Consider the following 25562-nt stretch of genomic DNA (forward strand, 5'->3'; position numbering starts at 1 on the left):
CGCCGGACCCTGCCCGCCGGACCCTGCCCGTCGGACCCCGTCCGTCAGCCCCGGGTCACTACATCCCGGTCAGAACACCCCACCCGAGGGATTAGCGCGGACAACGGTGGTGCCGTCCGAACCGGAGGCGGAACCGTCGCTTCCGTCCCCGGATGCCCCGCCCACCGGCTCGGCATAGCCGTCATCGCCCCACTGTTCCTCTTTCGGGGCATCGGCGGGGTCAGCGCCCTTAAGCATCCAGAGGATGGTGTCCAGTTCCTCGGGCTTGACCAGTACCTCACGGGCCTTGGATCCCTCAGAGGGGCCCACCACCCCGCGGGTCTCCATCAGATCCATGAGGCGACCGGCCTTGGCGAAACCGATGCGCAGCTTGCGCTGCAGCATGGAGGTGGAACCGATCTGGGAGGTGACCACCAGTTCAACGGCCTCCAGGAGGTCCTCGAGATCATCACCGATGTCAGCGTCGATCTTCTTGGATTCCCCGGCCTTGTCCTCGGTCACACCGTCGGTGTAGTCGGGTTCACCCTGGACCTTCGATGCCTCCACAACAGCCTGGATCTCCTCATCGGTGACAAAGGCTCCCTGGATGCGCTGTGGTTTACCCGCACCCTGTGGGATGAACAGTGCATCACCCATGCCGATGAGCTTCTCCGCACCGCCCTGGTCGAGGATGACGCGGGAGTCGGTCAGCGAGGAGGTTGCGAATGCCAGCCTGGAGGGCACGTTGGTCTTGATCAGACCGGTGACCACGTCCACAGAAGGTCGCTGGGTGGCCAGTACCAGGTGGATACCGGCGGCACGCGCCTTCTGCGTGATGCGCACGATCGACTCCTCGATCTCCTTCGGCGCGGTCATCATGAGATCGGCGAGCTCATCGACCACACAGATGATGTACGGGTAGGCCCGGTACTCACGCTTGGATCCCAATGGGGTCTCGATCTCCCCGGACTTGATCTTGCGGTTGAAGTCCTTGATGTGGCGCACACGGGTCTGCTTCATGTCCATGTAGCGCTGTTCCATCTCCTCCACCAGCCACTGCAGTGCCGCGGCGGCCTTCTTCGGCTGGGTGATGATCGGGGTGATCAGGTGCGGGATGCCCTCGTAGGGGGTCAGCTCCACCATCTTCGGGTCAACGAGGATCAGGCGCACCTCCTCCGGGGTCGCACGGGTCAGCAGGGAAACCAGCAGCGAGTTGACGAAGGCGGATTTACCCGAACCGGTGGAGCCCGCCACGAGCAGGTGGGGCATCTTCTGCACGGAATAGGACACGAAATCACCCTCGATGTCCTTACCCAGACCGACCAGCATCGGATCTAGGTTGTCCACGGTGGCCGGTGCATTGAGCACATCGCCCAGGCGGACCATCTCACGGTCGGCGTTGGGTACCTCGATACCCACGGCGGATTTACCGGGGATCGGGGTCAGCAGTCGAACATTCTCGGTGGCCACGGCGTAGGCGATGTTGGACTGCAGGTTGGTGATCTTGGAGACCTTCACACCAGGCCCCAACTCGATCTCATAACGGGTCACCGTCGGCCCACGGGAATACCCCATCACCGCGGCATCGACATTGAATTCGCGGAACACATCGGTGATCGCCTCGATGATGCGGTCATTGGTTTCCGAATGTGTCTTGGCCGGGGCTCCCGGGATCAGCAGATCCGCGCTCGGCAGCACATAGGTGCTGTCGCCGTCGCTGACCACCACACCGGGGTTGACCTCCGGTTCCTCCTTCGGCGGCCCCTGTGGATCCATGCCGGATCGCTGGATCATGGCCTGGCGGAGGTTCTCCCGCGATGCCGCCACGGCATCCCTGGCGGATTCCTTCGCCGGAGCCGGAGCTTCGGCCGCAGGCTTCTCCGGGGTCTTGACCGCCGGGAATTCATCGGTTTCACTCACCGACGGTGTACGGCGTTCCGGCTCGGGGAACAGGGCGGACTCGGTGCTTGTCGACGCCTCCGTCTGCTTCCGCTCACGCGACCCGGTGGGTGCCACGCTGGGTGGGGGGCCGGCCGGGGTGGCCGACTCATCCGCCGGGTACCTGTCCAACGACGCCGCGGCGCGCCGGGGAGTCGAGGAGGTGGTACGTCGGGGCGTGACCCGCGTGGGACGGGGCTCTGCAGGCGGCAGGGACCGCCCGGAAGCCCTGGTCTCGATCTCGCGGTCCACATGGCCGTAGAGATCATCGTCATCCTCGTCATCATCCTCGGCTCGGTTACCGAAGCCGAAGAATCCGGTGACAAATCCACCGAATTCGCGGATGGTGATGCCTGTGGTCTTCAGGGCGCCGTAGAAGAGGATAAGAAGGAGGATCGGGACGGCCAGATACACGCTGAAACCCAGTTCCAGTGGGGTTCCCACCCAGGCACCGATGGCACCACCGGCATTTTTCCTGCCCGCCCATTCCGAGGGGTTACCGGCGAACAGATGGATCAGGCCGAGCATGCAGAGCAGGATGATGCTGCCCCCGATGCCGACCCGGGTGCGGGATTCCGGATTGGGGGTGTAGTTGAGCATGAGTGCCACCGCCGCGGCGATGAGCGCGACCGGGAGGACCCACGCACCGGCACCGATGGTCAGGTGGACGATATCGGCGATGAAGGTACCCACGGGACCTCCGACACCGAGCCAGACCGCCGCGCCGAGAACGATCGCGATACCCACCAGGGTCAGCGCAATGCCGTCGGCGTGCTCATCCATGAATGTTCCGGCACGTCCCCAGGAGGAGGTGCGGGGCGAGGAATCCGCCTCGCCCTCCTCATACACATCCTCGGTGGCCGCCCTGGTGGTCCGCCTGCTGCTTGCGCGAGCCTTGGGCTTCGTAGAGATCTCCTCCTCAAAATCGTCGAAATCATCAAAGTCGTCATCATCATCCCGGCGACGGGCGAGATCCCCGATGGACCGGGTCATCTTCCCCAGGCCGTTCGCCGTGGCGGAAAACAGGCTGCCGATGCCGGTGCCCACAGCACGAAAGGCGCTGCCGGTCCTCTCATCAGAGGTCTCGGCAGCGCGACGAGCGGTCATCGAGGTCGTGAGGGCCGTGGTGTCGGCCCTGTCCGTTCTCTGGGCTGGCTTGGTTCTCCGGGTCGTCGTGGTGGTCTTCGGTCCTGTTGACTTCCCCGTTGATCGTGAGCTGCCCCGCTTGGGTGCGCCGTTTCTGACAGTCATGGCCCTAAGAGTAGTCGCATCAACCACACGTATCACAGCTGCACCACACCCTCGGTGGGGAAATTCTGTGCTTCCCCGCCTCAGCCACGGTTATATGTTGAGGCGTTCCACCGAGGAATCGTCACCGGAGATGGTCAGGTTCACCACGTCGCGGCCGAGGAGCCACATCACGATCTCCCCCACCCCACCGGAGATCCGGACAACCGCCTCACCGTCGGGCGAGACACCCGGTTTGTCGTTGATGACTATTCGGCTGAAACCATCGGGATCGATGATCACGGGGCGATCAGCCTTGATTGCGCGCCCGGCCACGAGTTTGATCGCGCGGTGGAGATATGCGCGGTGCTCGGGCTCGAGGTCGCGTTCCTCCACCGGGTCACCCGGGCTGAGATGTCCCCGCAGGACATCCTCGTGGTGGACAAAATGCTCCACCCCGTTGGCCACCGGGTCAAGGATCTTCCATGGACTCAACGCCCGTGGACCCTCTGCCCACTTCCGGACTGTCTCCTCATAGGGGCGCGTCAGGGCCTTCTCGGTCTCCGCCTCCACAGCGTCCCCACCAACCGGCAGCATGGTTTTCACCTGCGCGAGGGGCCTGTTCTCCCGGATCCACAGATGCACCGCGAGATCCCTGGTCGTCCAGTCCCCGCACAGGGTCGGCGCATCCGGTCCCTTATCAAGGAGAGTCTGTGCAAGCGCTGAACGTTCACTGCTGGAAAAAGTCATGACCCCAGCCTAGGTGCTTTTCGGGCACCAGGCTGGGGTCAGACGGTTACGTCAGACGCGGGATCAGAGGGATTCGCGTGAGGCGAGGACATCGTTGTCGTCGACGACGACATTATCCGAGGTCATCGGGATGACGGTCGGCATGATGACCGGCTGACGCTTCCACTTCTGCTCCACGAAGCGTGAGAGCCTGCGACGCATCTGCTGAACCATGCGGTAGGGATCATTCTCCCCTTCGGCGGCCAGGTCATTCATGGTGGTTTCCGCGAGCTCGGCGACCTCAGGCATCATGGCCTTGGAATCTTCCGAGAAACCGGTGGTCTCCACCTTCGGGCGCTCCAGCAGACGGCCGGTGCGGTTGTCGATGACACAGGTGATCGAGATCAGTCCACCCTCCCCGAGGGAGGTGCGGTCGGCGAGGATATCGGCGTCGATGTCACCCATGGTGACACCGTCGACGTAAAGGTTACCGACTGGAATCTGGCCCACAACCTTGGCCTGACCGTTGACCAGGTCAACAACCACACCATTCTGTGCCAGCACCACGTTGTCACGATCGACACCCGTGGAGATGGCCAGTTCCTTGTTGGCGCGCAGGTGGCGCCACTCGCCGTGGACCGGCATGGCGTTCTTCGGACGCGCTGCGTTGTACAGGAAGAGCAGCTCGCCGGAGTAGCCGTGGCCGGAGGTGTGCACCTTGGCGTCACGTCCGGTGATCACGGTGGCACCGATCTGGGCCAGCATGTTGATCACACCGAAGACAGCTTCCTCATTGCCCGGGACGAGCGAGGAGGACAGGATGATCAGGTCACCGTCACGCACGGTGATCTGGCGGTGCTCACGACGTGCCATGCGCGACAGTGCCGCCATCGGCTCGCCCTGGGTACCGGTGGTGATGAGCATGACCTTGTGTGGCGCCATGCGGGAGGCATCATCCATGGAGATGATCGTTCCGCGGGGAGCCTTGAGGTAGCCCATCTTCTCCGCGATCTCCATGTTGCGGATCATCGATCGACCGTTGAAGGCAACCTTGCGGTTCGCGGCGACCGCGGCGTCGACAGCTGCCTGGACGCGGTAGACGTTGGAGGCGAAGGAGGCGAGGATGACGCGCTGCTTGGCCTCACTGACCAGACGCTTCAGGGTCGGGGCGATCTCCGCCTCGGAACCGGACACACCCGGGGTGGTGGCGTTGGTGGAGTCGCAGAGCATGAGATCGACACCCTCATCACCGAAGCGGGACAGAGCCGGCAGGTCGGTGGGGCGACCATCGGTCGGGGTCTGATCCAGCTTGATGTCACCGGTGTGGATGACCAGACCCGCAGGGGTCTTGATGGCCAGGCCCAGGCAGTCTGGGATGGAATGGTTGACAGCCCAGAAGCGGATGTTGAACGGTCCGCGGTTCTCATTGGACTGCTCATTGACCTCGATGAGCTTCGGGCGCAGGCGGTGTTCCTTGCACTTCGCGGCGATGAGCGCCAGCGTGAAGCGGGATCCGATGACGGGGATGTCATGGCGCAGCTTGAGCAGCCACGGGATGGCACCGATGTGGTCCTCATGGCCGTGGGTGACCACGAGGGCCTCCACGCGGTCCAGGTGGTTTTCGATCGGTCCGAAGTCCGGGAGGATCAGATCCACGCCCGGCTCACCGGAGGAGGGGAACAGCACGCCACAGTCGACGATGAGCAGGCGGTTGTTGTACTCGAACACGGTCATGTTGCGACCGATCTCGGAGATGCCACCCAGTGCGTAGATGCGCAGGCCGTTGGCGGGTGCCTTCGGGGGTTCAGGCAGTCGTTGCGTCAGGTCAGCGCCCTGCATGGACTTGACCACGTTACGACGTCCGCCCTGGTTCCGCTGACCGCGTCCACCCTGGTTACCGCGGTTACCCTGGCCCTCCTGGCCCTGATTGCCACCACGGCGGCTACGGCCACCACGGCTGTTGGACGACGAGCGTCCCCGTCCGGAGTTGTTGCCACCCCTGTTCGACGAGTCGGATCCGGTGGATTCCCGGTCCTCTTTACCGGTGGGCTGTTCCTTCTGGGCGGTCTGGCTGTTTGATGCTTCAGGCGCCTGGAATACGGGGGTTTCCGCGACGGCTTCCTGGCCTGCCTCCGGCGGGCCCGCCTTGCGGGTGACCTTCCGAGGGCGGTTTCGGGATTCATTCATATTTATAGAACTCCAGCTTTTTTCATATCTGCACGGAGATCCTCGAGTTCCTGCTCAGTGGGAGCAACAATCGGAAGTCGGGGATCCCCTACGTTGATGCCCTGCAGACGCAGGGCGGCTTTTGCCATGCTGACACCACCCAGGCGGGCCTGGGCAGCTACCAGCGGGGATAGTGTGGCGTTGATTTCCCGCGCACGGGCGAGGTCGCCTTCCTCGAAGCTTGTGTACAGCTCACGCAGAGCATTGGGGGCGGCATGTCCGATGACGGAGATGAAGCCGGACCCTCCCAGGGCCAGCCACACGAGATTGAGCGGATCATCACCCGAATACCAGGCGAGACCGGTTTCCTCAATCAGAGGCGCAGCTGCAACGACATCACCCTTCGCATCTTTCATTGCGAGGATCGTCGGTAATTCACTGAGACGTCTGATGGTATCAGACTCAATGGGAATACCTGAACGTCCTGGAATGTCATAGAGGCAGATCGGCAGATCAGTGGCCTGTGCGATTTCCGTGAAATGACGGACCAGACCCTCCTGACTCGGCTTGGAGTAGTAGGGTGTGACCACCAGAAGGCCGTCTGCGCCACCCTCGGCGAAGACCTCAGCGAGCTCAATGGATGAGCGTGTGTTGTTGGTGCCGGCACCCGCGATGAGCTTGGCGCGGTCACCCACCTCCTCGCGGACGGCCTTGAGCAGGGCAAGTTTCTCAGCGGTGGTGACGGTCGGGGATTCGCCGGTGGTTCCGGCCAGGATCAGGGCATCCACCCCGTTGTCCACCAGGTGTGCCGCAACCTCGCGGCCCGCGGCGACATCAAGGTCGCCGGATTCAGTGAACGGGGTGACCATGGCCACTCCGACCGTACCGAAATGCTCAACTCCGGTTTTCGCTGTTAAACCTGTGCTCATGGACACCAAGGTTACCTTCTTCTCTAATGTTGGGGTTCACCAACCCCGTAATTCTTGTACTGTTTGTAAAAATATTGTCCCCCACGGGCGGGCGGGGGCACTCCCCGGTTCCGGCCGGACTGCGTTACCTGGAATGATACCCGCCGCCCGGGAGGAACCGGGATCTAGAAATCGGTCACGTAGGGGCTGGTGGCCATCTGGGTTCCGTCGGCAAGCGTTTCCACCTGGAAATCGCCGAACACCGTCGGGGCCTGTCCCTTCAGTTTCTCCAGGCACGCTACCGCCACCGCGCGGATCTCCACGTCGGCGTGCTCGCTGGCGCGCATGCCCAGGAAATGACGCCAGGATCGGAAATTTCCGGTGACCACGATGCGCGACTCGGTCGCATTCGGCAACACCGCCCGGGCGGCCTGTCGAGCCTGCTTCTTTCGCAGCAGCGCGTTGGGCTCACCCTCGAGTTTCTCTTCGAGGGCGGTGAGCAGCTCATTGTAAACGAACCGGTTCTCATCCATCGCACGGAGGAACAGGGAACGCAGCTGTGGATCCTCGTTGATGAGGTCCGGGACGATCACCTCCTGCTCACCTTCATGCACAAAGCGTTGAGAGAGCTGAGAGAAGGAGAAATGGCGGTGCCGCACCAGTTCGTGGGTGGCGGAGCGGGAGATGCCCCGGATGTACATCGTCGCACTGGCATGCTCCAAAAGTGCCGTGTGCCCGACCTCCATGATGTGGCGGAGGTAGGCCGCGTTGGTTGCGGTCCGGGGGTTGGGCTTGTCGAAGGTCTCGTAACAGGCCCTGCCCGCGAACTCCACGAGTGCCTCCGCCCCGTCTGTGTCCGTGTCCCACACCACGGAAACGGGTGGGGTGAACGATGAGCAGGCGATGAGCTCAACTGACAGTTCGACCGGTTCGGCCACGCTTGTTCGACTCCTTGATTCTCGGGAAAATCCAGTGTGTGGTGATGGGCGGACCGGTTTAGAGATCCAGGTAGTGTTCCAGGCCGACGGTCAGCCCCGGGTGCTGGGCGATGTTGCGGATACCCACCAGCACACCGGGTGCGAAGGAGTTGCGGTCGTAGGAGTCCTGCTTGATGGTCAGGGTCTGTCCCTGGGTGCCGAAGATGACGGCCTCGTGGGCGACCATGCCGCTCATGCGCACGGCATGAACCGGGATGCCGTCAACATCGGCCCCGCGGGAGCCGTCCAGCGCCTGTTCCGTGGCGTCCGGCTGGTCAGCCATACCGGCCTCACGGCGTGCCTCGGCGATGCCCTGCGCGGTGTGGATGGCGGTACCGGAGGGTGCATCCAGCTTGTTCGGGTGGTGCAGCTCGATGACCTCGGCGGATTCGAAGAAGCGGGCGGCCTGTCGCGCGAAGACCATGGTCAGGACCGCGGAGATCGCGAAGTTCGGGGCGATGAGCACGCCGACGCCCTCGTTAGCCGAACACCAGGAACGGACCTGCGCGAGTCGCTCCTCGTCGAAACCGGTGGTCCCGACCACCGCGGAGATGCCGTTGTTGATGCAGAATTCAAGGTTGCCCATCACCGCGTTCGGCGTGGTGAAATCGACCACCACCTGGGCACCGTTGTCCACCAGGATGGAAAGATCATCGTCGTGATCGACCTCTGCCACCAGTTCGAGATCATCGGTGTCATTAACCGCAGCCACGATGGTCTGACCCACGCGGCCCTTCGCGCCCAGGACGCCAACCTTGATTGCCATGAAAACTCCTTCTCGTTGTGTGGTTTATCCCCACCAGTCTAGACCGGTGGCCCAACCGCCCCGGCGAGCGCCACGGCATCCGACAGTGGCAGTGACCCCACCACTGCGCCTACCTAACAATTCCTCAACAGTTGAGGCCACACCCTTTTTAACGCCTCATAAAAAGCATAGGGTTAGGTTATGAATACCAAAACCATAACCCTTGCACTGTTCACCACCGCCCTGCTGTCCGGCGTGGCCGGCTGCAGCGGTGATGGTGGCTCAACCGGGCCGACGACGATCACCACCACGGCCCCGACCAGCACCGTGGCGGCCCCCTCACCGACAACGCCATCCGAGTCCCCGTCGGTGACCACAACCACCAGCATGGTGACGGCGACACAGACGCCGGGGACGAGCGTCGACAAGCCTGACCCCACCCCACCTGCCACCCAACCGCTGGGAAATCCGGACATGGAACGGAAGATACGGTACCCGGAGGGTGCCTATGACCTGTCGGTCACCAATGTGCGCATGGCGGAACATGACACCTTCACCCGTGTGGTCTTCGACTTCAGTGGCACCGGGATGCCCGGCTGGTGGACGAACTACAGCGCCCAGCCGGCACAACAGGCCTCTGGCCTGCCCGTGGAGGTCGCCGGCGACTCCTTCCTCGAGATCAGTCTCGATGGCATCGCCCTCCCACCGGATGCCGCGGTCCCCGGGGTGGAATTCGGTTCCTTCGGCGGCGGCGGCATCGTGGATGAGGTCGTACTCACCACCATCTTCGAGGCCCGTGCCCAGTTCTTCATCGGTATGTCTGGACCACCCCGCAACTATTCCGTCACGCTGTTGCAGGAACCAACCCGCGTGGTGGTGGACCTCATGCACTGACACACCTGATGCACTGAGATAACGCTGGAAGCAGTACAACGGTGGCCCCCGGGATATCTATCCCCGGGGGCCACCGTCAGTTCCGTTCAAGGAGAAAATTAATCCTCTTCAACAACCGGAACGAGCGAGATCTTGCCGCGGTTGTCGATGTCGGCGATCTCCACCTGGAGCTTCTCACCGACGGTGACCACGTCCTCGACCTTCTCCACGCGCTTGCCGTTGCCCAGCTTGGAGATGTGGACCAGGCCGTCACGGCCCGGCAGCAGGGACACGAACGCACCGAAGGCGGTGGTCTTGACCACGGTGCCCAGGAAACGCTCGCCGACCTTCGGCAGCTGTGGGTTGGCCAGGGCGTTGATCTTCTCGATCGCAGCCTCGGCAGCCTCACCGCTGGACGCGGAGATGAACACGGTGCCGTCATCCTCGATGGAGATGTTCGCGCCGGTCTCCTCGGTCAGGGCGTTGATGTTCTTGCCCTTCGGTCCGATCAGCTCACCGATCTTGGAGACCGGGATCTGGATGGTGGTGATGCGCGGGGCGAACTGGCTCATCTCATCCGGGCCGTTGATGACCTCGGCCATGGTCTCGAGGATGGCGGTGCGGGCGTCACGGGCCTGCTCCAGAGCATCGGCGAGAACATTGGAGGGGATGCCATCGAGCTTGGTGTCCAGCTGCAGTGCAGTGATGAACTCCGCGGTGCCTGCGACCTTGAAGTCCATGTCACCGAAGGCATCCTCGGCGCCGAGGATGTCGGTGAGGGCGACGTATTCGGTCTTGCCGTCAACCTCATCGGAGACCAGACCCATGGCGATACCGGCCACCGGTGCCTTCAGCGGCACACCTGCGTTGTACAGGGACAGCGTGGAGGCGCAGACGGAACCCATGGAGGTGGAACCGTTGGACCCCAGTGCCTCGGAGACCTGGCGGATGGCGTACGGGAACTCCTCGCGGGACGGGATCACCGGCAGCACGGCGCGCTCGGCGAGAGCACCGTGGCCGATCTCGCGACGCTTGGGGGAACCCACACGACCGGTTTCACCGGTGGAGTACGGCGGGAAGTTGTAATGGTGCATGTAGCGCTTGGTGTCAACCGGAGCCAGGGAATCGATGTGCTGCTCCATCTTGAGCATGTCCAGGGTGGTGACACCGAGGATCTGGGTCTCGCCGCGCTCGAAGAGGGAGGAGCCGTGTGCACGTGGGATCAGCTCGACCTCCACGCCGAGGTCACGGATGTCGGAGACACCGCGGCCGTCGATGCGGAAACCCTCGGAGAGGATCTTGCCGCGCACGATCTTCTTCATCAGGGCGTTGTAGGCGGCGCGGATCTCCTTGGAGGCGACAGCTGCACCGAGGTCATCCCCGAAACGGCCGATCAGCTTCTCCTCGACCTCAACCATGAAATCGTTGGTGGCGTTCTCGCGCTCGTTCTTGCCCTTGATGGTCATCAGCTGGGTCAGCTTCGCGGAGGCCTGCTTCTCCACCGCTGCGTACACCTCATCGGAGTAGGCGGGGAACAGCGGGAATTGCTTGGCTTCCTTGGCCACGCGCTCCGCCAGACCCTCCTGTGCACGGCACAGCAGATCGATGAACGGCTTGGCGGCCTCGAGACCTTCAGCAACGGTCTTCTCGGTCGGGGCGGGAGCACCCTCCTTGATGCGCTCGATGACGTTCTCGGAGGCACCGGCCTCCACCATCATCACGGCGACATCGGAGAAGGTCTTGTTTCCACGCTTGCGTTCAGCCAGACGACCGGCGACGACGAGCTCGAAGACGGAGGCCTTCTGCTGCTCAGCGGTTGGGAAGGCCACCCACTGACCATCGGGGTGGTTCTCATCGGCGATCAGGGCCATGCGGACACCACCGACGGCACCGGAGACCGGCAGACCGGAGATACGGGTGGCTGCGGAGGCACCGTTGATGGCCACGACATCGTAGCTGTCCTCGGGGCTGACCGACATGACGGTGATGACGACCTGGACCTCGTTGCGCAGGCCCTTGACGAAGGTCGGGCGCAGCGGGCGGTCAATCAGGCGGCAGGCCAGGATGGCTTCCGTGGAGGGGCGGCCCTCACGACGGAAGAAGGACCCCGGGATGCGGCCGGCGGCGTACATGCGCTCTTCAACGTCCACGGTCAGCGGGAAGAAATCGAGGCCTTCACGGGGCTGATTGGATGCGGTGGTGGTGGCCAGCAGCATCGTCTCATCGTCGAGGTAAGTGGTCACAGCACCATCTGCCTGGCGGGCCAGCTGGCCGGTCTCGAAACGGATGGTGCGGGTTCCGAAGTCACCGTTGTCGATGGTGACAATGGCTTCAATAACGCCATAGTCGGTGTCTTCGAAATACTTAACTTCGCTCATATGCGAGTTGTTCTCCTCATGTTTAGTTCTTTCGGTGATCATCGGTGCCACCGTTAATGCTGTCTTCATACAACGTTGGAAATTCTACCAGCTCCAACAAGATAACCCCAGTACCAGTTTTCAGTGTGGACAATGGTGTTATATTCACGAAAACCGGGTAGCGGAACACGAAAACCACCCCGCCTCCCTGCCATAACGGCGGGGAAACGGGGCGGTGAGCCTTCCTATTCCCGGCCAAAGGGCCGGGAATAGGAGGGAATTAGCGACGCAGGCCGAGGCGTGCGATCAGGTCGCGGTAACGGTCGACGTTGTTGTCGGCCAGGTACTTCAGCAGGCCGCGACGACGACCGACGAGCAGCAGCAGACCACGACGGGAGTGGTGATCGTGCTTGTGGAACTTCAGGTGCTCGGTCAGGGTGTTGATGCGGTTGGTCAGCATCGCGATCTGTGCCTCTGGGGAACCGGTGTCGGTCTCGTGCAGACCGTACTCGGCGAGGATGGACTTCTTCTGCTCTGAAGTGAGAGCCATGAGGATATCTCCTAGTTATTTCAGTCCGCATGAAGTGTTTTCACCACGCACCCCTGGCAAGCAGGCAGGTGATGTACTTTCTGTAACTGTTGCGGACCACAGTCACAAAACCGTCCGTCAGCTTAACACCGGCAGGCCGAACCACCCAAATGGCTAGTTCCCCACTGCCACGCGCCCCACGCGGGTCATGAACTCGGACAGGAACCGCTCGACGTCCACGGCCACGGCGGCACGCGCGGTGCGCACTGGATCATTGAGGCGGACCTCATCGCCGATGGTGCGGCCACGGGTCTCGCCCTCCACATCCACCTTGAGGTTGATCGGCAGCAGGGTGACCAGGGACGGATCGACGGCCACACCCACGGCCAGGGGGTCGTGCAGACCGCAGCCACCCAGGTGCGGGGCGGTGGTCTCGTAGGCCTTGATGTAGAAATCGGTCATGTCGGCCAGCGCGGTGGCGGCCGGGGTGCCCAGCTCACGCCACTGCGCGGTGTGCCTGGTGGTCAGCAGGGTCTGCAGGGTGACATCGAGGCCGATCATGGTCACATCGGCAGCCGCACGGAAGACGTCGTTGGCGGCATCCGGGTCCTGGTTGATGTTGGCCTCGGCCCAGGGGCTGACATTGCCCGGGACGGTGAGCGCGCCACCCATGATGACGATGTGGGCGTTGTCGGCGAAGGCTGAATCCTTGGCGGCCGCCGCCGCGATGTTGGTCAGCGGGCCGGTGGCGATGATGACCAGATCATCACCGTGTTCACGCACGGAATCAATCAGGAAATCCACACCACCTTCGCGGGCCTCGGCGCGGGCCTTCTCCAGTGCGACCTCGCCGATGCCGTTGGCACCGTGGATGAACGCGGAGATCTCCAGGACCTCGAACCCGTCGCGCTTCACCGCGTGCGGCTCACCGAGGTAGACCGGAACCTCGGGGGCACCGAACAGTTCCAGCAGCGCGAGGTTGTTCGCAGCACCGGTCTCCAGCAGGACATTGCCGTAGGTGCAGGTCACGCCGATGACCTCCAGCTCCGGGGAGCCCAGGGCGTAGGCCAGTGCGAGGGCATCATCGATGCCGGTATCCAGGTCCAGGATGGCCTTCTTGGTCATGTGGGACATGCCTTTCCGTCAGGTGGGGTGAAACACTTCTCGGGGAACCATCCTAGGCCCGTGGGCGGGGCCTTAATCAGCGGGGGTGGGTGGTGCGTCGAGAAGCTCCCTGTCCCGGGCGAGGATCTCCCTCGTCTGCGTCACATCGTTGGCCATCGCCTCGAGGAGTTCCTCCACACCGTGGAATTTCACCATGGGACGCAGGCGGTCGACGAACTCCACCATGACGTGGTGGCCGTACAGGTCGGCCTCGCGGTCCAGGACAAAGGCCTCCACGCTGCGCCGCTCATCACCGAAGGTGGGGTTGGTCCCCACCGATACCGCGGTGGGATAGCGGACACCGGGAACCATATCGCCGTCGATCTCGCGGGAGATCTCCCTGTCGATCGCGCGGTCATCGGTGATGGTGAACCAGCCGGCGTACACCCCGTCGGCCGGCAGCGCCACGGTCTCCGGGAGGTAGAGGTTCGCGGTCGGGTACCCCAGTTCCTTGCCTCCCCGGCCGGCCCCACGCACCACCTCCCCGCGCACGGAGTAGCGACGCCCCAGCGCCCAGTTGGCACGGGCCACATCGCCCTCGACGAGGAATTCGCGCACCAGGGTGGAACAGATGCAGAGGTCATCATCGTGGAGCAGGGGCATGATGGTGATATCCACGTCATGCTGTTCACCCAGTTCACGCATGGTGGCCTCGGTGCCGGCGCCGTGGGTGCCGAAGGTGAAGTTCTCCCCCACCACCACACTCCGGGCCCGCAGTGCGTCGACGACCATCACGCGGAAATACTCCTCAGGCGACAACCCGGCGAGTTCCTGGGTGAAGTCGATGATCAGCACCGCCTCCACCCCCTGCGAGGCGGCAAGGGTGATGCGGTAGTCCAGCGGCGCCAACCGGGTGGGCTGACGGCCCGGGAGGAACACCGAGATCGGGTGCGGGTCGAACGTGACCATCACGCAGGGCACCCCCAGTTCACGCGCCTGCCGGGAGGCCTCCCGCATGAGTGTCTGATGTCCACGGTGTACACCGTCGAACACGCCGATTGTGACCACCGAACCCTCAAGGTCCGCCGGAACTTCCTTTAAACCGCGCCAAATATCCACGGCTACAGGTTACGGCATAGACTTCTCAGGCATGAATGATCCCGTCCAGAACTCAGGTCTCGTCGTGGTGGACAAACCCGCCGGAATGACATCCCACGACGTGGTGTCGAAACTGCGTCGCGCCTTCTCCACCCGCAGGGTCGGCCATGCGGGCACCCTTGATCCCATGGCCACCGGCGTGCTGGTGGTCGGCATCGAACGTGGCACCCGTTTCCTCGCGCACCTGGTGACCACCACCAAGGCCTACGACGGCACCATCCGACTCGGCGCGTCCACCACCACCGACGACCGGGAGGGGGACGTCATCTTCTCGGCTGACGCCTCGACGCTTGACGACGACCAGATCGCCGCCGCCGTCACCTCGCTGACCGGGGAGATCATGCAGAAGCCGGCGAGTGTGTCCGCCATCAAGATCGACGGGAAGCGGGCGCATGAACGGGTCCGCGACGGTGAGGTGGTGGATATCCCGGCGCGCCCGGTGACCGTCAGCGTGTTCGATGTGCTGGAGCAGCGCCGCGAGGGTGGTTTCGTGGATCTGGATGTGCGGGTCCACTGTTCGTCGGGCACCTATATCCGTTCCCTGGCGCGTGACCTGGGGGCCGCCCTGGGGGTGGGTGGCCACCTGACCGCGCTGCGACGCACCGAGGTGGGCCCCTTCACCCTGGAGGATGCGATCCCCCTGGCTGATCTCCAGGACACCGCCCGGTTATCGCTGAGCCTGGATGAGGCCCTGGCGCGTTCCTACCCCGTCCTGGACATCACCGAGGAGGAGGGTGAGGCGCTGTCGATGGGCAAGTGGCTGGAACCGCGTGGACTCAGGGGTGTGCATGCGGCGGTCACCCCGTCGGGCCGGTCGATCGCCCTGGTGGAGGAGAAGGGGAAACGCCTGGCCACCGTGTTCGTAGCGCGTCCCAACACCCTGTGACCGTATCCCTTCAGGTCACAGCGGTGGCGGCGATGACATAACCGTCGCGAAGCACCCAGCGCCCGGAGATGAACGGCACCGGGGTGGGGCGCACGAGCAGGTAGGACACGAAGGTGCCGTCGTCGCGCAGATCGATCTCGGCCTGCTCGAACCCCAGCCACCGGTGGGTCAGCGGGAACCAGGCCTTGTAGGTGGCCTCCTTCGCGCAGAACAGCAACCGGTCGGCGCAGTGGATACCGTTGTCCTCCAGGCGTTTGAGCTGGGGTACCTCCCCCACCCTGGCGATGGATCCCAGAACGTCCTTGGGCAGTGGCTCAGCCGGTTCGGCGTCCAGGCCCATGGAGCGCACCAGCAGACGCGGTGCCACCACGGCCGCACGGAAACCATCGGTGTGGGTCAGAGAACCCGACACCGACGACGGCCACAGGGGCATGCCGCGCTCACCGCGCAGGATCGGATCACCACTGTCACGCCCGAGAGCACGTAATGCCTGGTGGGCGCACCAGCGGGCATCCCCGAACTCGGCCTTGCGGATATCCACCGCATGCGCCACCAGGGCCTTCTCCAGGGGATGGAGCCGGTGGAAATTGTCCAGGTTCAGGTCCCCATCATCGGTTCTGATGAATGAGAACTTCGCGGATCCCGGAAAGAGGGACTCATCCAGCATGCTCCACCTCCATCACCGGGTACGGCCACACATGGCCCGAACCCCACTGTTCCCACTCCCTCGGATAACCGAGCGAGACCTCGATATGTCTGATTCCGTTGATCACCTGGACCCCGGGTATGTGCAGGTGGCCGTAGACCACCGCCTGCGCGTTGTACCGTTCGGCCCACCCGCGGGTGTGTCTGGTCCCGCACCACAGGGCGAGTTCCTGCCAGCGCATCCGCTGGGTCGGTTCCACCACCAGGGGCCAGTGGTTGATCAGGATGGTCGGCCCGGTGATCTTGGACAGGCGCTTGATGGAATACGCCAGGCGGTCCCAGCACCACGCACGGATATCCACGAACGGGGCGATGGAGAACTCATCGGTCATCATCACCTGACGGTCACGGGCGGCCTGGACCGCCTGCTCCACGGTGAAACCGGGGCGTCGGAAGGAATAGTCGTACAGGGTGAACAAGGGGACGATGGTGACCCCGGCGAAGACGGGATACGGATCCTCCGGGGTGAGCACATCGATCCTGCGGCACCCCTCCACCAGCTCGTTGTACTTATCCCGCCCCTGGTACCGGTCCTGGGACCGGGAGAACAACTCGTGGTTGCCCGGCACCCAGATGACGGTGGCGAAGCGTTTACGGAGACGGGCGAGCACCGACAACACCAGCTCGGTGCGTTCCGCCACATCACCAGCAACGATCAACCAGTCAGAGGGGTCTTTCGGCTGGATCTTCTCGATCGGATCGGCATTCGCCTTCACCGCTGCGTGGAGGTCTGCAACCGCCCAGAGTGTTGTGGTCACGTTCACCTCTGCCTTCATTGATCCCCATTAATCCCTACGGCCGGATGCGGCCCGGTCTGGTTTTGATAGTTTACGCGATGAGGGAGGGACTGTCGGCGACAACAAGTGCTCATCAGGACAGCGCGCTCCCCTCCCGCGCCCAGCGCATCGACCGGAAGCGCCAGACCACCGCGATGAGACGGATGACAATGAACGCCAACAACCCCACCCACACGCCGGTGAGCCCACCGTCGACGAGGTAGGAGATCCACACCCCCGGCAGGAAACCCAGCAGCACCGCCAGGATGGAGGCGTTGCGCAAAAACACCGCATCCGACGCACCGAGCAGAACACCGTCGATGGCGAAGACCACACCACCCAGGATGATCATGACGATCATGATCCACCACGGATTGTTGATGGCCTCCAGCACCGCTGCGTCCCGGGTGAACAACCGCGGGATGACGCCGTTCAGGGCCGCGAAGATGATGCCCAGGAGGCCGGCGAACGCCACGGAATACCCGATGACCCGGGTGCCCACCCTTCGTGCCACGGCCATGGACCCGGCCCCGAGCGCCGCACCCGTCAGTGTCTGTGCCGCGATCGCCAGGGAATCCAACACGAGGGTGATGAAGTTCCACAGCTGCAACATCACCTGGTGTGCGGCCAGTGAGGCCGTTCCGAAACGGGCCGCCACCGCCGCTGCGGACAGGAAGGCCACCTGGAAACTCAGCGACCTCATGATCAGGTCACGGCCCAGGAAGAGCTGACGCTTGATCACCTCCCACTGCGGGCGCCACGGCCCGTCGTGGTGCCTGACCAGCGCGATGAGGAAGAGGGCAGCCGTGATCCCCTCTGCGATGACATTGGCATAGGCCGATCCCACCAGCCCGTACCGGCCGACCATGATGGGGATGAGAACCGCGCCGGGTATCACCCCGGCCAGGGTGAAATAGAGAGGCAGTCGCGTGTTCTGGATGCCACGCAACCACCCGTTACCGGCCATGATGATCAACACCAGCGGGACGGCGAAGGCGGCTGCCCGCAACCACTGCGCCGCAGCGTCCGCCACCTCCCGGTCCCCGGAGAGCCACCACGTGAACCACGGGGCGAACAGGATCATGATCGCTGCGATGACCACACCGACAGCCACGGCCACCCACGTGGCCTGCACCCCCTCGGCGATGGCACCACGCCTGTCCCCCGCACCGAAGAGACGCGCAGAACGCGCGGTGGTGCCATAGGACAGGAAGGTCAGCTGGGTGGTCACCTGGGACTGGATGGTCACGGCGGCACCGAGGGCCGCCAGCTCAAACCCGCCGAGACGGCCGACGACGGCGGTATCCAGAAGCAGATACAACGGCATCGCCGCCAGGACACCCAGTGCCGGCAGGGCCAGGGCGAAGATCTGCCGCGCGGTGACCTGGCCCAGCTCCTCCCCGGTGGTGGAATCACCCGACGTGTCACTGCTGTGATGGCCGGGGTTCCCACTGGACGGATCAGGCGACATGGATGATCAATGACCCCTAACCGTTGGCCATGTGTGTGGTGGTCAGGGACTCCCCAAGTTCGACGGCGGCGGCGATGAGCGTGTCCAGTGCCTCCAGTTCGGTACCGCGGGCGGTGTACCCGGCGGCGGGGACATGCCCACCCCCACCGAGATGAACCGCCAGGGACCCCACGCTCAGGTGGGAGGAGCGCAGGGAAACCGTAAACACACCCGGTTCATACTCCTTGAACACCGCACCGAAATCGGCACCGTCAACCGCACGGACCATTTCGATGAGGCCCTCCACCGCGGCCTTGGAATGACCGTTGATGGTGGCGTGATCGGCCACCAGCACGGCGAGGCGGTACGGACCTGCACGGTGCATCTCAATCCGCGACATGATGCGACCCACCAGCTGGAGATCCTCCAGGGAGGTCTTGTCGATGAGCTCAGCGGAGATCTCACGGATGTCGAGACCGTGCTCCATGAGACGACGTGCCATGTCATGCATGACGGGGCGACCCCAACGGAAACAGCCCGTGTCGGTGAGCAGGCCGGCATACAGGCCGTGGGCGATGGTGCGGGTGGTCTGGACCCCCAGCACATCGAACCAGTCAAGGAGAATCGTGGTGGTGGATTCCGCCTCGGTGCTGATGAGGTTCACCCGGCCGAAACCGGGGTTGGTGGCGTGGTGGTCCACCACGATCGTCCGGTCACGGGCACCGATGATGGATTCCTCGAACTCACCGGTGCGCTCCTGGGACCCACAGTCCACCACGATGATGAGATCGGAGACCGGCGGGACGGAGGTGAAGATGATCTCCTCCGACCCGGGAATGGAATTCAGGTTCGAGGGCATCGGGTCCGTCTGGCCGATGTAGCCGCGGGCATCCTTGCCCAGCTGCCGCAGTGCCTCGACCGTCGCGGTGACACTGCCGATGGCATCCGCATCGGGGCGCAGGTGCCCGACCACACTGACCGTGTGGGCAGCAGATACCAGTTCCGCTGCTGAACGGAAATCAGAATGGATGGTCACAGACGTTACGCCTCATCCTCTTCACGGGTATCCGACTTGTACGGGTTGGGGTCACCCGCCGGAACGGCGTTCTCCTTGAGCTTGGCCAGTTCCGCATCCCGCTGGCGGGCACGCTCCAACAGGGCCTCCATGTGGGCGGAGGCCTCCGGAACCGTGTCCACACGGTAGGTCAGGGTCGGGGTGAACCGGACACCCAGCTGCTCGCCGACAATCTTGCGGAGCTGGCCGCGGGCACGGTGGAGCGCCTCGGCTGCAGCCTCCAGATCCGGCTCATCCCCCACGTTCTCACCACGGACGGTGTAGAACACGGAGGCGTCATGGAGATCGCCGGTCATGGTGACATCGGTGATGGTGATGTACTCGAGGCGACGGTCCTTGATCTCGCGTTCGATTGCGCTGGCGACGATGGTCTGAATGCGTTTGGCCATTCTGGCCGCACGGGCGTTATCCACCATGAGGACCACTCCTTAAGGTTTGACAGTTGTACTGATTATCCGCAGATTCTACCCTGTCCGCAAAGGGATTCCGCACACCGGTGTGGATTCCCGCCAGCCTGCCGGAAACAACGACAAAAGGCCCGGTCCCCCGGAAACATGTTCCGGGGGGCCGGGCCTTCAGGCTGCTACGCGACGGGCCTCACCTGGTGGTGTGCCCGGATCCGCGGGGGATCCTAGGATTCGCGTGGAACCTCGACCATTTCGAAGACCTCGATCTTGTCGCCGACGGCGATGTCCGGGTAGGACAGCACCATACCGCACTCGTAACCTGCGGAGACCTCGGTGGCATCGTCCTTCTCACGACGCAGGGACTCGATCTTCGCGTTGGGGGCAATGACATTGCCATCGCGGATGATGCGGGCCGTTGCATTGCGGCGGACCTTGCCCTCTTCCACCATGCAACCTGCGATGAGGCCGATGGAAGAAGCCTTGAAGATCGCACGGATCTCGGCCTTGCCCACCTCGCGCTCCTCGTAGATCGGCTTGAGCATACCCTTGAGGGCTGCCTCCACCTCTTCGATGGCGCGGTAGATGATGGTGTAGTAACGGATATCCACACCCTCGGTGTTGGCTTCCTCGGTGGCCTTGCCCTCAGCGCGGACGTTGAAGGCGATGATCACGGCGTTGGAGGCTGCAGCCAGGGTGACGTTGGTCTGGGTGACCGCACCGACACCACGGTCGATGATGTTGAGCTCAACCTCATCTTCCATCTCGATCTTGAGCAGTGCCTCCTCAAGTGCTTCCACGGAACCTGCGTTGTCACCCTTGAGGATGAGGTTGAGGACCGAGGTCTCCTTGAGGACTGAATCCAGATCCTCGAGGGAGACGCGCTTGCGGGAGCGTGCTGCCAGTGCATTGCGCTTGCGGGCATTGCGCTGGTTGGCGATCTGACGGGCGATGCGGTCATCCTCGACCACGAGCAGGTTGTCGCCGGCGCCGGGCACTCCGTTGAGACCCTGCACCTGGACCGGACGGGAAGGACCGGCCTCCTCGACATCGCGACCGTACTCATCAACCATGCGACGGACACGACCATAGGTGTCACCGACAACGATGGAGGCACCGACGCGGAGGGTACCGCGCTGGACGATAACGGTGGCAACCGGGCCACGACCACGGTCGAGGTGCGCTTCAATCGCGACACCCTGTGCGTTCATGTCCGGGTTGGCAACCAGATCCAGCTCGGCGTCCGCGGTCAGGCAGACAGAGGCCAGCAGTTCATCGATGTTGGTGCCCTGCTTCGCGGAGATGTCGACGAAGATGGTGTCTCCGCCGTACTCCTCCGGAACCAGACCGTACTCGGTGAGCTGACCACGGATCTTCTCCGGGGAAGCGTCCGGCTTATCGATCTTGTTCACCGCAACCACGATCGGCACGTCAGCGGCCTTCGCGTGGTTGATGGCTTCAATGGTCTGGGGCATGACGCCGTCATCGGCGGCCACGACCAGAACAGCGATATCTGTGGACTTGGCACCACGGGCACGCATGGCGGTGAAGGCCTCGTGACCCGGGGTATCCAGGAAGGTGATGGTGCGCAGGTCGTCTTCGACCTCGACCTGGACCTGGTAGGCACCGATGCCCTGGGTGATGCCACCGGCCTCGCCGGAACCGACGTTGGCCTTACGGATGGTGTCCAGGAGTCGGGTCTTACCGTGGTCGACGTGACCCATGACAGTGACCACAGGGGGACGCTTGGCCAGGTCCTGCTCGTCGCCGATGTCCTCACCGAACTGCAGGTCGAAGCTCTCGAGGAGCTCGCGGTCCTCATCCTCAGGGGAGACGACCTCGACCTTGAAGTTCATCTCATCACCGAGAAGCATCAGGGTCTCGTCGGAAACCGATGCGGTCGCGGTGACCATTTCACCGAGGTTGAACAGGGCCTGCACCAGTGCTGCCGCATCCGCGCCGATCTTATCGGCGAAGTCGGACAGGGAGGCACCGCGGGCGAGACGCAGGGTCTGGCCACGGCCGTCGGGCAGACGAACGCCACCAATGACGTTCGGTGCCTGCATCGACTCATACTCATTGCGCTTCTGACGCTTGGACTTGCGACCACGACGTGGTGCGCCGCCCGGACGTCCGAAGGCACCTGCGGTGCCACCGCGACGTCCGCCGCGACCTGCGCCACCGCCGCCACCGCGGTTGAAACCACCGGTGCCGCCACCGGGGCCACCCTGGCCACCGCCACGGCCACCCTTACCGGGTGCCTTCGCAGGCATCTGGCCGGGGGTCGGAGGCATCATGGCTGGTGATGGACGACGTCCGCCACCCTGACGTTCCTGGGAGGCTGCGCCTGCGGCGTTACCACCCTGCGGGCGTGGGCCACCGGCACCCGGTCCCGGGCGCTGGCCACGTGGGCCGCCCTGACCATCGCGCGGTGCGCCCGGACGCTGTCCGCCCTGTGGGCGTGGTGCGCCACCGGGACGGGGTCCGCCACCCGGGCGGGGTCCACCACCGCCGGGACGTGGTCCCGGACGGTCTGCGGCGCCAGTGGAGAACGGGTTGTTGGCCACGCGCGGTGCGCGTGCACCCGGCTTCGGGCCGGGCTTCGCCATCGGCCGTGGCATGGCGTTCGGACGTGGTGCCTCGCCGCCCGGCTTCGGGGTTGCCTTGTCCTCGGCAGCCTTCTTCGCGGCATCTCCCGGGGTGGGACCCGAGAATGCCGGGGTGGCTGGCTTCTGTGCTGCAGGCTGGGCCGGTGCCTTCTTCGCGGCGGCTGGCTTGGCGGCAGCTGGCTTGGCTGCAGCAGGTTTCGGTGCTGCGGGCTGGGCCGGTGCCGGCTTCGCCGGGGTCGGCTTGGCGGCAGCGGTACCCGGCTTCGGGGCCGCGACGGCACCCGGGGTCGGGGCGGCGGGCTTCTGCGCTGCTCCTGGCTTCGGTGCTGGCGCACCGGGCTTGGCGGCGGGCTTCGCCGGGGTCGGCTTGCTGTCGGTGTCGGCCTTGGCCCCACCGGTTGCCTGATAGTGTTCCTGCATCTTCTTCACCACCGGCGGTTCGATGGTGGACGATGCGGTCTTGACGAACTCACCCTGCTCCTTGAGCGTGGTGAGCAGTTCCTTGCTGGTAATACCGAGCTTCTTCGCGAGCTCGTGTACACGTAGCTTTCCGGGCACTTTTCTCCTCTAGATTTTCGCTAGAGGTCAAAGGCCCGTGACGGACCTAGAACTCTAGCAATGATTATTGACGTTCATCGCTGATGCTTCATCGTGTGCTCATCAGTGTTCGGTCTTCCTTACAATGTCGGGTCCGGTGGTCTGTTCCACCAGGTACGTGCGTACGTGACCTGTATCCACCGTGGTGGACACCCTCAGCGCACGGCCAAAGGCACGACGCTGTTCAGCAAGCTCCAATGCGGCAATGGTGGGTGTCAGCCATGCTCCCCTACCTGGCATCCGACGCTTCGGATCAGGGAGGATCACACCTGGTTGTCCCGGGTGTTCGACTACACGAAGGAGGTCGATGTCATCGACCCGTCGCTTCGTGGCGATACAGGTACGGATCCGGATCGTTTTGACAGCAGCGTTCGCCTCGGTGACAGGTGCACTTACGTTGTCCACGTCGTCCACACCGGTGTCGGGGGCCAGCTGCATTCAATCCCTTTCGCACTACCTTGGTTCACCACGCTGGTTCACCGTGACTGTCTTCTGATCCGTTCCGATCGGAAATAAAATCCGGGGTTCGGTGCAGAATCCACAGGCCGCATGTGGGCCTTTTCCAATATTACGCTATTTAGAGCAGAAATTGGAACCTGTGATTCAATAATCACCGATTCCAATCTTCATCTGCCCGTCACCGGAGTGACACCAGGGTAATTTCCAGGCAAACTTCGCACTCTAGAACGCCCCCGGTACAAGCCCGGGAAGCGCGGTCACCCCGTGCAACTACCCCATGTCGGAATGGATATCGATCTTCCATCCGGTCAGACGCGCTGCCAGGCGGGCGTTCTGCCCCTCCTTGCCGATCGCGAGGGAGAGCTGGTAGTCAGGCACAACCACGCGGGCGACCTGCTGTTCCGCATCGACGATCTCAACACTGACAACCTTGGATGGGGCGAGTGCGTTACCCACGAAGGTGGCGGGGTCATCGGAGTAGTCGATGATGTCGATCTTCTCGCCACCGAGCTCGCGCATGATGTTGGACACACGCTGACCGCGTGGGCCGATGCAGGCACCCTTGGCGTTGAGGTTCTTCACCGTGGCACGGACCGCGACCTTGGAGCGGTGGCCGGCCTCGCGGGAGATCGCGACGATCTCCACGGACCCATCAGCAACCTCGGGGATCTCCAGCTCGAACAGGCGGCGCACGAGCTCCGGGTGGGTACGGGAGAGGTTGATCTGGATGCCAACCGGGCCCTTGCCCACGCCGACCACATAGCTCTTGACGCGGTCGCCGTGCTTGAGTTTCTCACCGGGGATCTGCTCGGCGGGCAGCAGGATGCCATCCTGGCTGTCATTTTCGGTGCCGAGCTGGACCACGATGATGCCACGTTCGGCGGCCCGTGAATCGGCCTGGACGAGGCCGGACATGACGGTGCCCTCGTAGTCTGCGTAGGCGTCGAAGGCGCGCTCGGCCTCAGCCTCACGCAGGCGCCGCACGATGGCGTCACGCACCGCGCGGGCGGAGACACGTCCGAAGTTGGACGGCGTGTCATCGTATTCTGAGGAGATGGCACCCTCATCGTCGAATTCGGTGACGATCACGGCAACGGCACCGGTGGCGACATCAATGTCCACGCGGGCCTTGGAGTTTTCCGGGCCATCTGATTCCCGGTTGTCCAGATAGGAATGGAACAGGGCGTTCGCGATGGTGCGGATCATGTCCTCCACCCGGATGCCTTTTTCCTTCTCAATGGCTTTTAGAGCCTGGACATCAATATTCACTTGTCTTCCTCTCAGGGTTCCGTGGATTCTAGCGGTCTGTTTCGTCCACGGCTTCGTCGAATGTGCGTCCCGTGAGATCGAGTTCATCCTGCGCGGGTTTCGCGAATTCAATTTCTACCACTGCGCGGGGGGAATTAGCCAATTCCAGGACCGTGACGGAGAGGAGCTTTTTATCACGTTCGATGAGGATGACGGCGGTTTCCTCGTCATTGAGTGCGCCGATGCGGGCGATGCGTTTCTTGCCATCCACATCGAGGCTGACCAGGCGGGTACGGTTGCGGCGCCAGTGCCGCGGCTGCGTGAGCGGCATGTCGACGCCGGGGGTGGACACCTCGAGCAGGTAGCCCGCACCGAAGCTGAGCTCACCGCGGGCCTCGGCGGCGTCGAAAAGCTCACCGATCTCCTGGCTGACCACCTCGAGGAGGTCGAGGTCGGGGCGGGAATCCGAGTCGAGTTTGATGGCCACGGTTGATTTCGGGCCGGCCTTGGTCACGCGCAGCCCCTCCACGTCGAGATGGTGGGTGGCGACGACGGGTGTGATGAGGGCGATGAGTTCTTCAGCGGTGGGGAAAGCCATGCCCACACCTTACTGTCCGGTGGACACACTGATCACCGCCGGGTGTCCGAGGGTGTCCCACCCAC

Annotated in this window: 21 protein-coding genes; 2 read left to right on the plus strand and 19 right to left on the minus strand. The window is 63.6% G+C overall.

The window, feature by feature from the left end:
• Positions 1–69: 69 nt before the first annotated feature.
• From H9627_RS00210 to dapB, 6 genes are all read right to left on the minus strand, one after another.
• Positions 70–3168: a DNA translocase FtsK gene (locus tag H9627_RS00210; RefSeq protein WP_225213312.1), complete on the minus strand. Its 3099-nt coding sequence runs from the start codon at positions 3166–3168 to the stop codon at positions 70–72.
• A 90-nt stretch (positions 3169–3258) separates the two neighbouring features.
• Complete coding sequence (locus tag H9627_RS00215) at positions 3259–3894, minus strand: TIGR03085 family metal-binding protein (protein ID WP_191732024.1); 636 nt, start codon at positions 3892–3894, stop codon at positions 3259–3261.
• Between the two features lie 63 nt (positions 3895–3957).
• On the minus strand, positions 3958–6060 hold the full coding sequence (locus H9627_RS00220) for a ribonuclease J (protein WP_191732025.1): 2103 nt from the start codon (positions 6058–6060) through the stop codon (positions 3958–3960).
• 2 nt (positions 6061–6062) lie between these two features.
• Positions 6063–6968, minus strand: coding sequence for a 4-hydroxy-tetrahydrodipicolinate synthase (gene dapA, locus H9627_RS00225; protein ID WP_191732026.1), 906 nt, complete (start codon positions 6966–6968; stop codon positions 6063–6065).
• A gap of 164 nt (positions 6969–7132) precedes the next feature.
• Positions 7133–7885: an FAD-dependent thymidylate synthase gene (thyX, locus tag H9627_RS00230; protein ID WP_191732027.1), complete on the minus strand. Its 753-nt coding sequence runs from the start codon at positions 7883–7885 to the stop codon at positions 7133–7135.
• Between the two features lie 58 nt (positions 7886–7943).
• A complete protein-coding gene (dapB, locus tag H9627_RS00235; RefSeq protein ID WP_191732028.1) occupies positions 7944–8690 on the minus strand; it encodes a 4-hydroxy-tetrahydrodipicolinate reductase in 747 nt (248 codons plus the stop codon).
• A 180-nt stretch (positions 8691–8870) separates the two neighbouring features.
• Between dapB and H9627_RS14140 the strand changes: the two genes are divergently transcribed.
• Positions 8871–9563 (plus strand): AMIN-like domain-containing (lipo)protein, encoded by a 693-nt coding sequence (locus H9627_RS14140; protein WP_225213313.1) that lies wholly within the window; start codon positions 8871–8873, stop codon positions 9561–9563.
• A 98-nt stretch (positions 9564–9661) separates the two neighbouring features.
• Here the strand turns inward: H9627_RS14140 and H9627_RS00245 are convergent, their stop codons facing one another.
• From H9627_RS00245 to H9627_RS00260, 4 genes are all read right to left on the minus strand, one after another.
• Entirely contained in the window at positions 9662–11920 is a 2259-nt protein-coding gene (locus H9627_RS00245) for a polyribonucleotide nucleotidyltransferase (protein ID WP_191732029.1), read from the minus strand.
• 259 nt (positions 11921–12179) lie between these two features.
• Positions 12180–12449 carry a 30S ribosomal protein S15 gene (gene rpsO, locus H9627_RS00250; protein ID WP_006767869.1) on the minus strand — a complete coding sequence of 90 codons (270 nt, stop codon included), beginning with the start codon at positions 12447–12449 and terminating at the stop codon, positions 12180–12182.
• A gap of 153 nt (positions 12450–12602) precedes the next feature.
• Positions 12603–13553, minus strand: coding sequence for a nucleoside hydrolase (locus H9627_RS00255; RefSeq protein ID WP_191732030.1), 951 nt, complete (start codon positions 13551–13553; stop codon positions 12603–12605).
• Positions 13554–13625: 72 nt separating this feature from the next.
• Entirely contained in the window at positions 13626–14651 is a 1026-nt protein-coding gene (locus H9627_RS00260) for a bifunctional riboflavin kinase/FAD synthetase (protein WP_191732031.1), read from the minus strand.
• A 31-nt stretch (positions 14652–14682) separates the two neighbouring features.
• Between H9627_RS00260 and truB the strand changes: the two genes are divergently transcribed.
• Positions 14683–15576, plus strand: a complete 894-nt coding sequence (gene truB / locus H9627_RS00265; protein WP_191732032.1) for a tRNA pseudouridine(55) synthase TruB — start codon at positions 14683–14685, stop codon at positions 15574–15576.
• A gap of 10 nt (positions 15577–15586) precedes the next feature.
• On the opposite strand, the gene H9627_RS00270 is transcribed toward truB, so the two are convergent.
• The 9 genes from H9627_RS00270 to rimP all read right to left on the minus strand — a co-directional run bounded on the left by H9627_RS00270 (position 15587) and on the right by rimP (position 25497).
• Positions 15587–16243 (minus strand): 4'-phosphopantetheinyl transferase family protein, encoded by a 657-nt coding sequence (locus tag H9627_RS00270; protein WP_191732033.1) that lies wholly within the window; start codon positions 16241–16243, stop codon positions 15587–15589.
• A complete protein-coding gene (locus H9627_RS00275; protein ID WP_191732034.1) occupies positions 16233–17039 on the minus strand; it encodes a metallophosphoesterase family protein in 807 nt (268 codons plus the stop codon). The genes H9627_RS00270 and H9627_RS00275 overlap by 11 nt, the downstream gene beginning before the upstream one ends.
• Positions 17040–17151: 112 nt before the next feature.
• Positions 17152–18528, minus strand: a complete 1377-nt coding sequence (locus H9627_RS00280; protein ID WP_225213315.1) for an MATE family efflux transporter — start codon at positions 18526–18528, stop codon at positions 17152–17154.
• Between the two features lie 16 nt (positions 18529–18544).
• The gene (locus H9627_RS00285) at positions 18545–19543 is read right to left on the minus strand and encodes a DHH family phosphoesterase (protein ID WP_191732035.1); all 999 of its coding nucleotides are present in this window, start codon (positions 19541–19543) and stop codon (positions 18545–18547) included.
• A gap of 5 nt (positions 19544–19548) precedes the next feature.
• Complete coding sequence (gene rbfA, locus H9627_RS00290; protein WP_191732036.1) at positions 19549–19998, minus strand: 30S ribosome-binding factor RbfA; 450 nt, start codon at positions 19996–19998, stop codon at positions 19549–19551.
• Positions 19999–20213: 215 nt separating this feature from the next.
• Entirely contained in the window at positions 20214–23153 is a 2940-nt protein-coding gene (gene infB, locus H9627_RS00295; RefSeq protein ID WP_191732037.1) for a translation initiation factor IF-2, read from the minus strand.
• Between the two features lie 102 nt (positions 23154–23255).
• On the minus strand, positions 23256–23630 hold the full coding sequence (locus tag H9627_RS00300; protein ID WP_191732038.1) for a YlxR family protein: 375 nt from the start codon (positions 23628–23630) through the stop codon (positions 23256–23258).
• 291 nt (positions 23631–23921) lie between these two features.
• On the minus strand, positions 23922–24920 hold the full coding sequence (gene nusA, locus H9627_RS00305) for a transcription termination factor NusA (protein ID WP_191732039.1): 999 nt from the start codon (positions 24918–24920) through the stop codon (positions 23922–23924).
• 28 nt (positions 24921–24948) lie between these two features.
• Positions 24949–25497 carry a ribosome maturation factor RimP gene (rimP, locus tag H9627_RS00310; protein ID WP_191732040.1) on the minus strand — a complete coding sequence of 183 codons (549 nt, stop codon included), beginning with the start codon at positions 25495–25497 and terminating at the stop codon, positions 24949–24951.
• Positions 25498–25562 lie beyond the last annotated feature (65 nt).

Origin of the sequence: Corynebacterium gallinarum, assembly GCF_014837045.1 — a bacterium.
Taxonomy (GTDB): Bacteria; Actinomycetota; Actinomycetes; order Mycobacteriales; family Mycobacteriaceae; genus Corynebacterium; species Corynebacterium gallinarum.

Coding starts and splice junctions, on each gene's coding strand:
- H9627_RS00210 (WP_225213312.1), bottom strand. CDS start 3,168: ATGACTGTCAGAAACGGCGCACCCAAGCGGGGCAGCTCACGATCAACG.
- H9627_RS00215 (WP_191732024.1), bottom strand. CDS start 3,894: ATGACTTTTTCCAGCAGTGAACGTTCAGCGCTTGCACAGACTCTCCTT.
- H9627_RS00220 (WP_191732025.1), bottom strand. CDS start 6,060: ATGAATGAATCCCGAAACCGCCCTCGGAAGGTCACCCGCAAGGCGGGC.
- dapA (WP_191732026.1), bottom strand. CDS start 6,968: ATGAGCACAGGTTTAACAGCGAAAACCGGAGTTGAGCATTTCGGTACG.
- dapB (WP_191732028.1), bottom strand. CDS start 8,690: ATGGCAATCAAGGTTGGCGTCCTGGGCGCGAAGGGCCGCGTGGGTCAG.
- H9627_RS14140 (WP_225213313.1), top strand. CDS start 8,871: ATGAATACCAAAACCATAACCCTTGCACTGTTCACCACCGCCCTGCTG.
- H9627_RS00245 (WP_191732029.1), bottom strand. CDS start 11,920: ATGAGCGAAGTTAAGTATTTCGAAGACACCGACTATGGCGTTATTGAA.
- rpsO (WP_006767869.1), bottom strand. CDS start 12,449: ATGGCTCTCACTTCAGAGCAGAAGAAGTCCATCCTCGCCGAGTACGGT.
- H9627_RS00255 (WP_191732030.1), bottom strand. CDS start 13,553: ATGACCAAGAAGGCCATCCTGGACCTGGATACCGGCATCGATGATGCC.
- truB (WP_191732032.1), top strand. CDS start 14,683: ATGAATGATCCCGTCCAGAACTCAGGTCTCGTCGTGGTGGACAAACCC.
- H9627_RS00270 (WP_191732033.1), bottom strand. CDS start 16,243: ATGCTGGATGAGTCCCTCTTTCCGGGATCCGCGAAGTTCTCATTCATC.
- H9627_RS00280 (WP_225213315.1), bottom strand. CDS start 18,528: ATGTCGCCTGATCCGTCCAGTGGGAACCCCGGCCATCACAGCAGTGAC.
- rbfA (WP_191732036.1), bottom strand. CDS start 19,998: ATGGTGGATAACGCCCGTGCGGCCAGAATGGCCAAACGCATTCAGACC.
- H9627_RS00300 (WP_191732038.1), bottom strand. CDS start 23,630: ATGCAGCTGGCCCCCGACACCGGTGTGGACGACGTGGACAACGTAAGT.
- rimP (WP_191732040.1), bottom strand. CDS start 25,497: ATGGCTTTCCCCACCGCTGAAGAACTCATCGCCCTCATCACACCCGTC.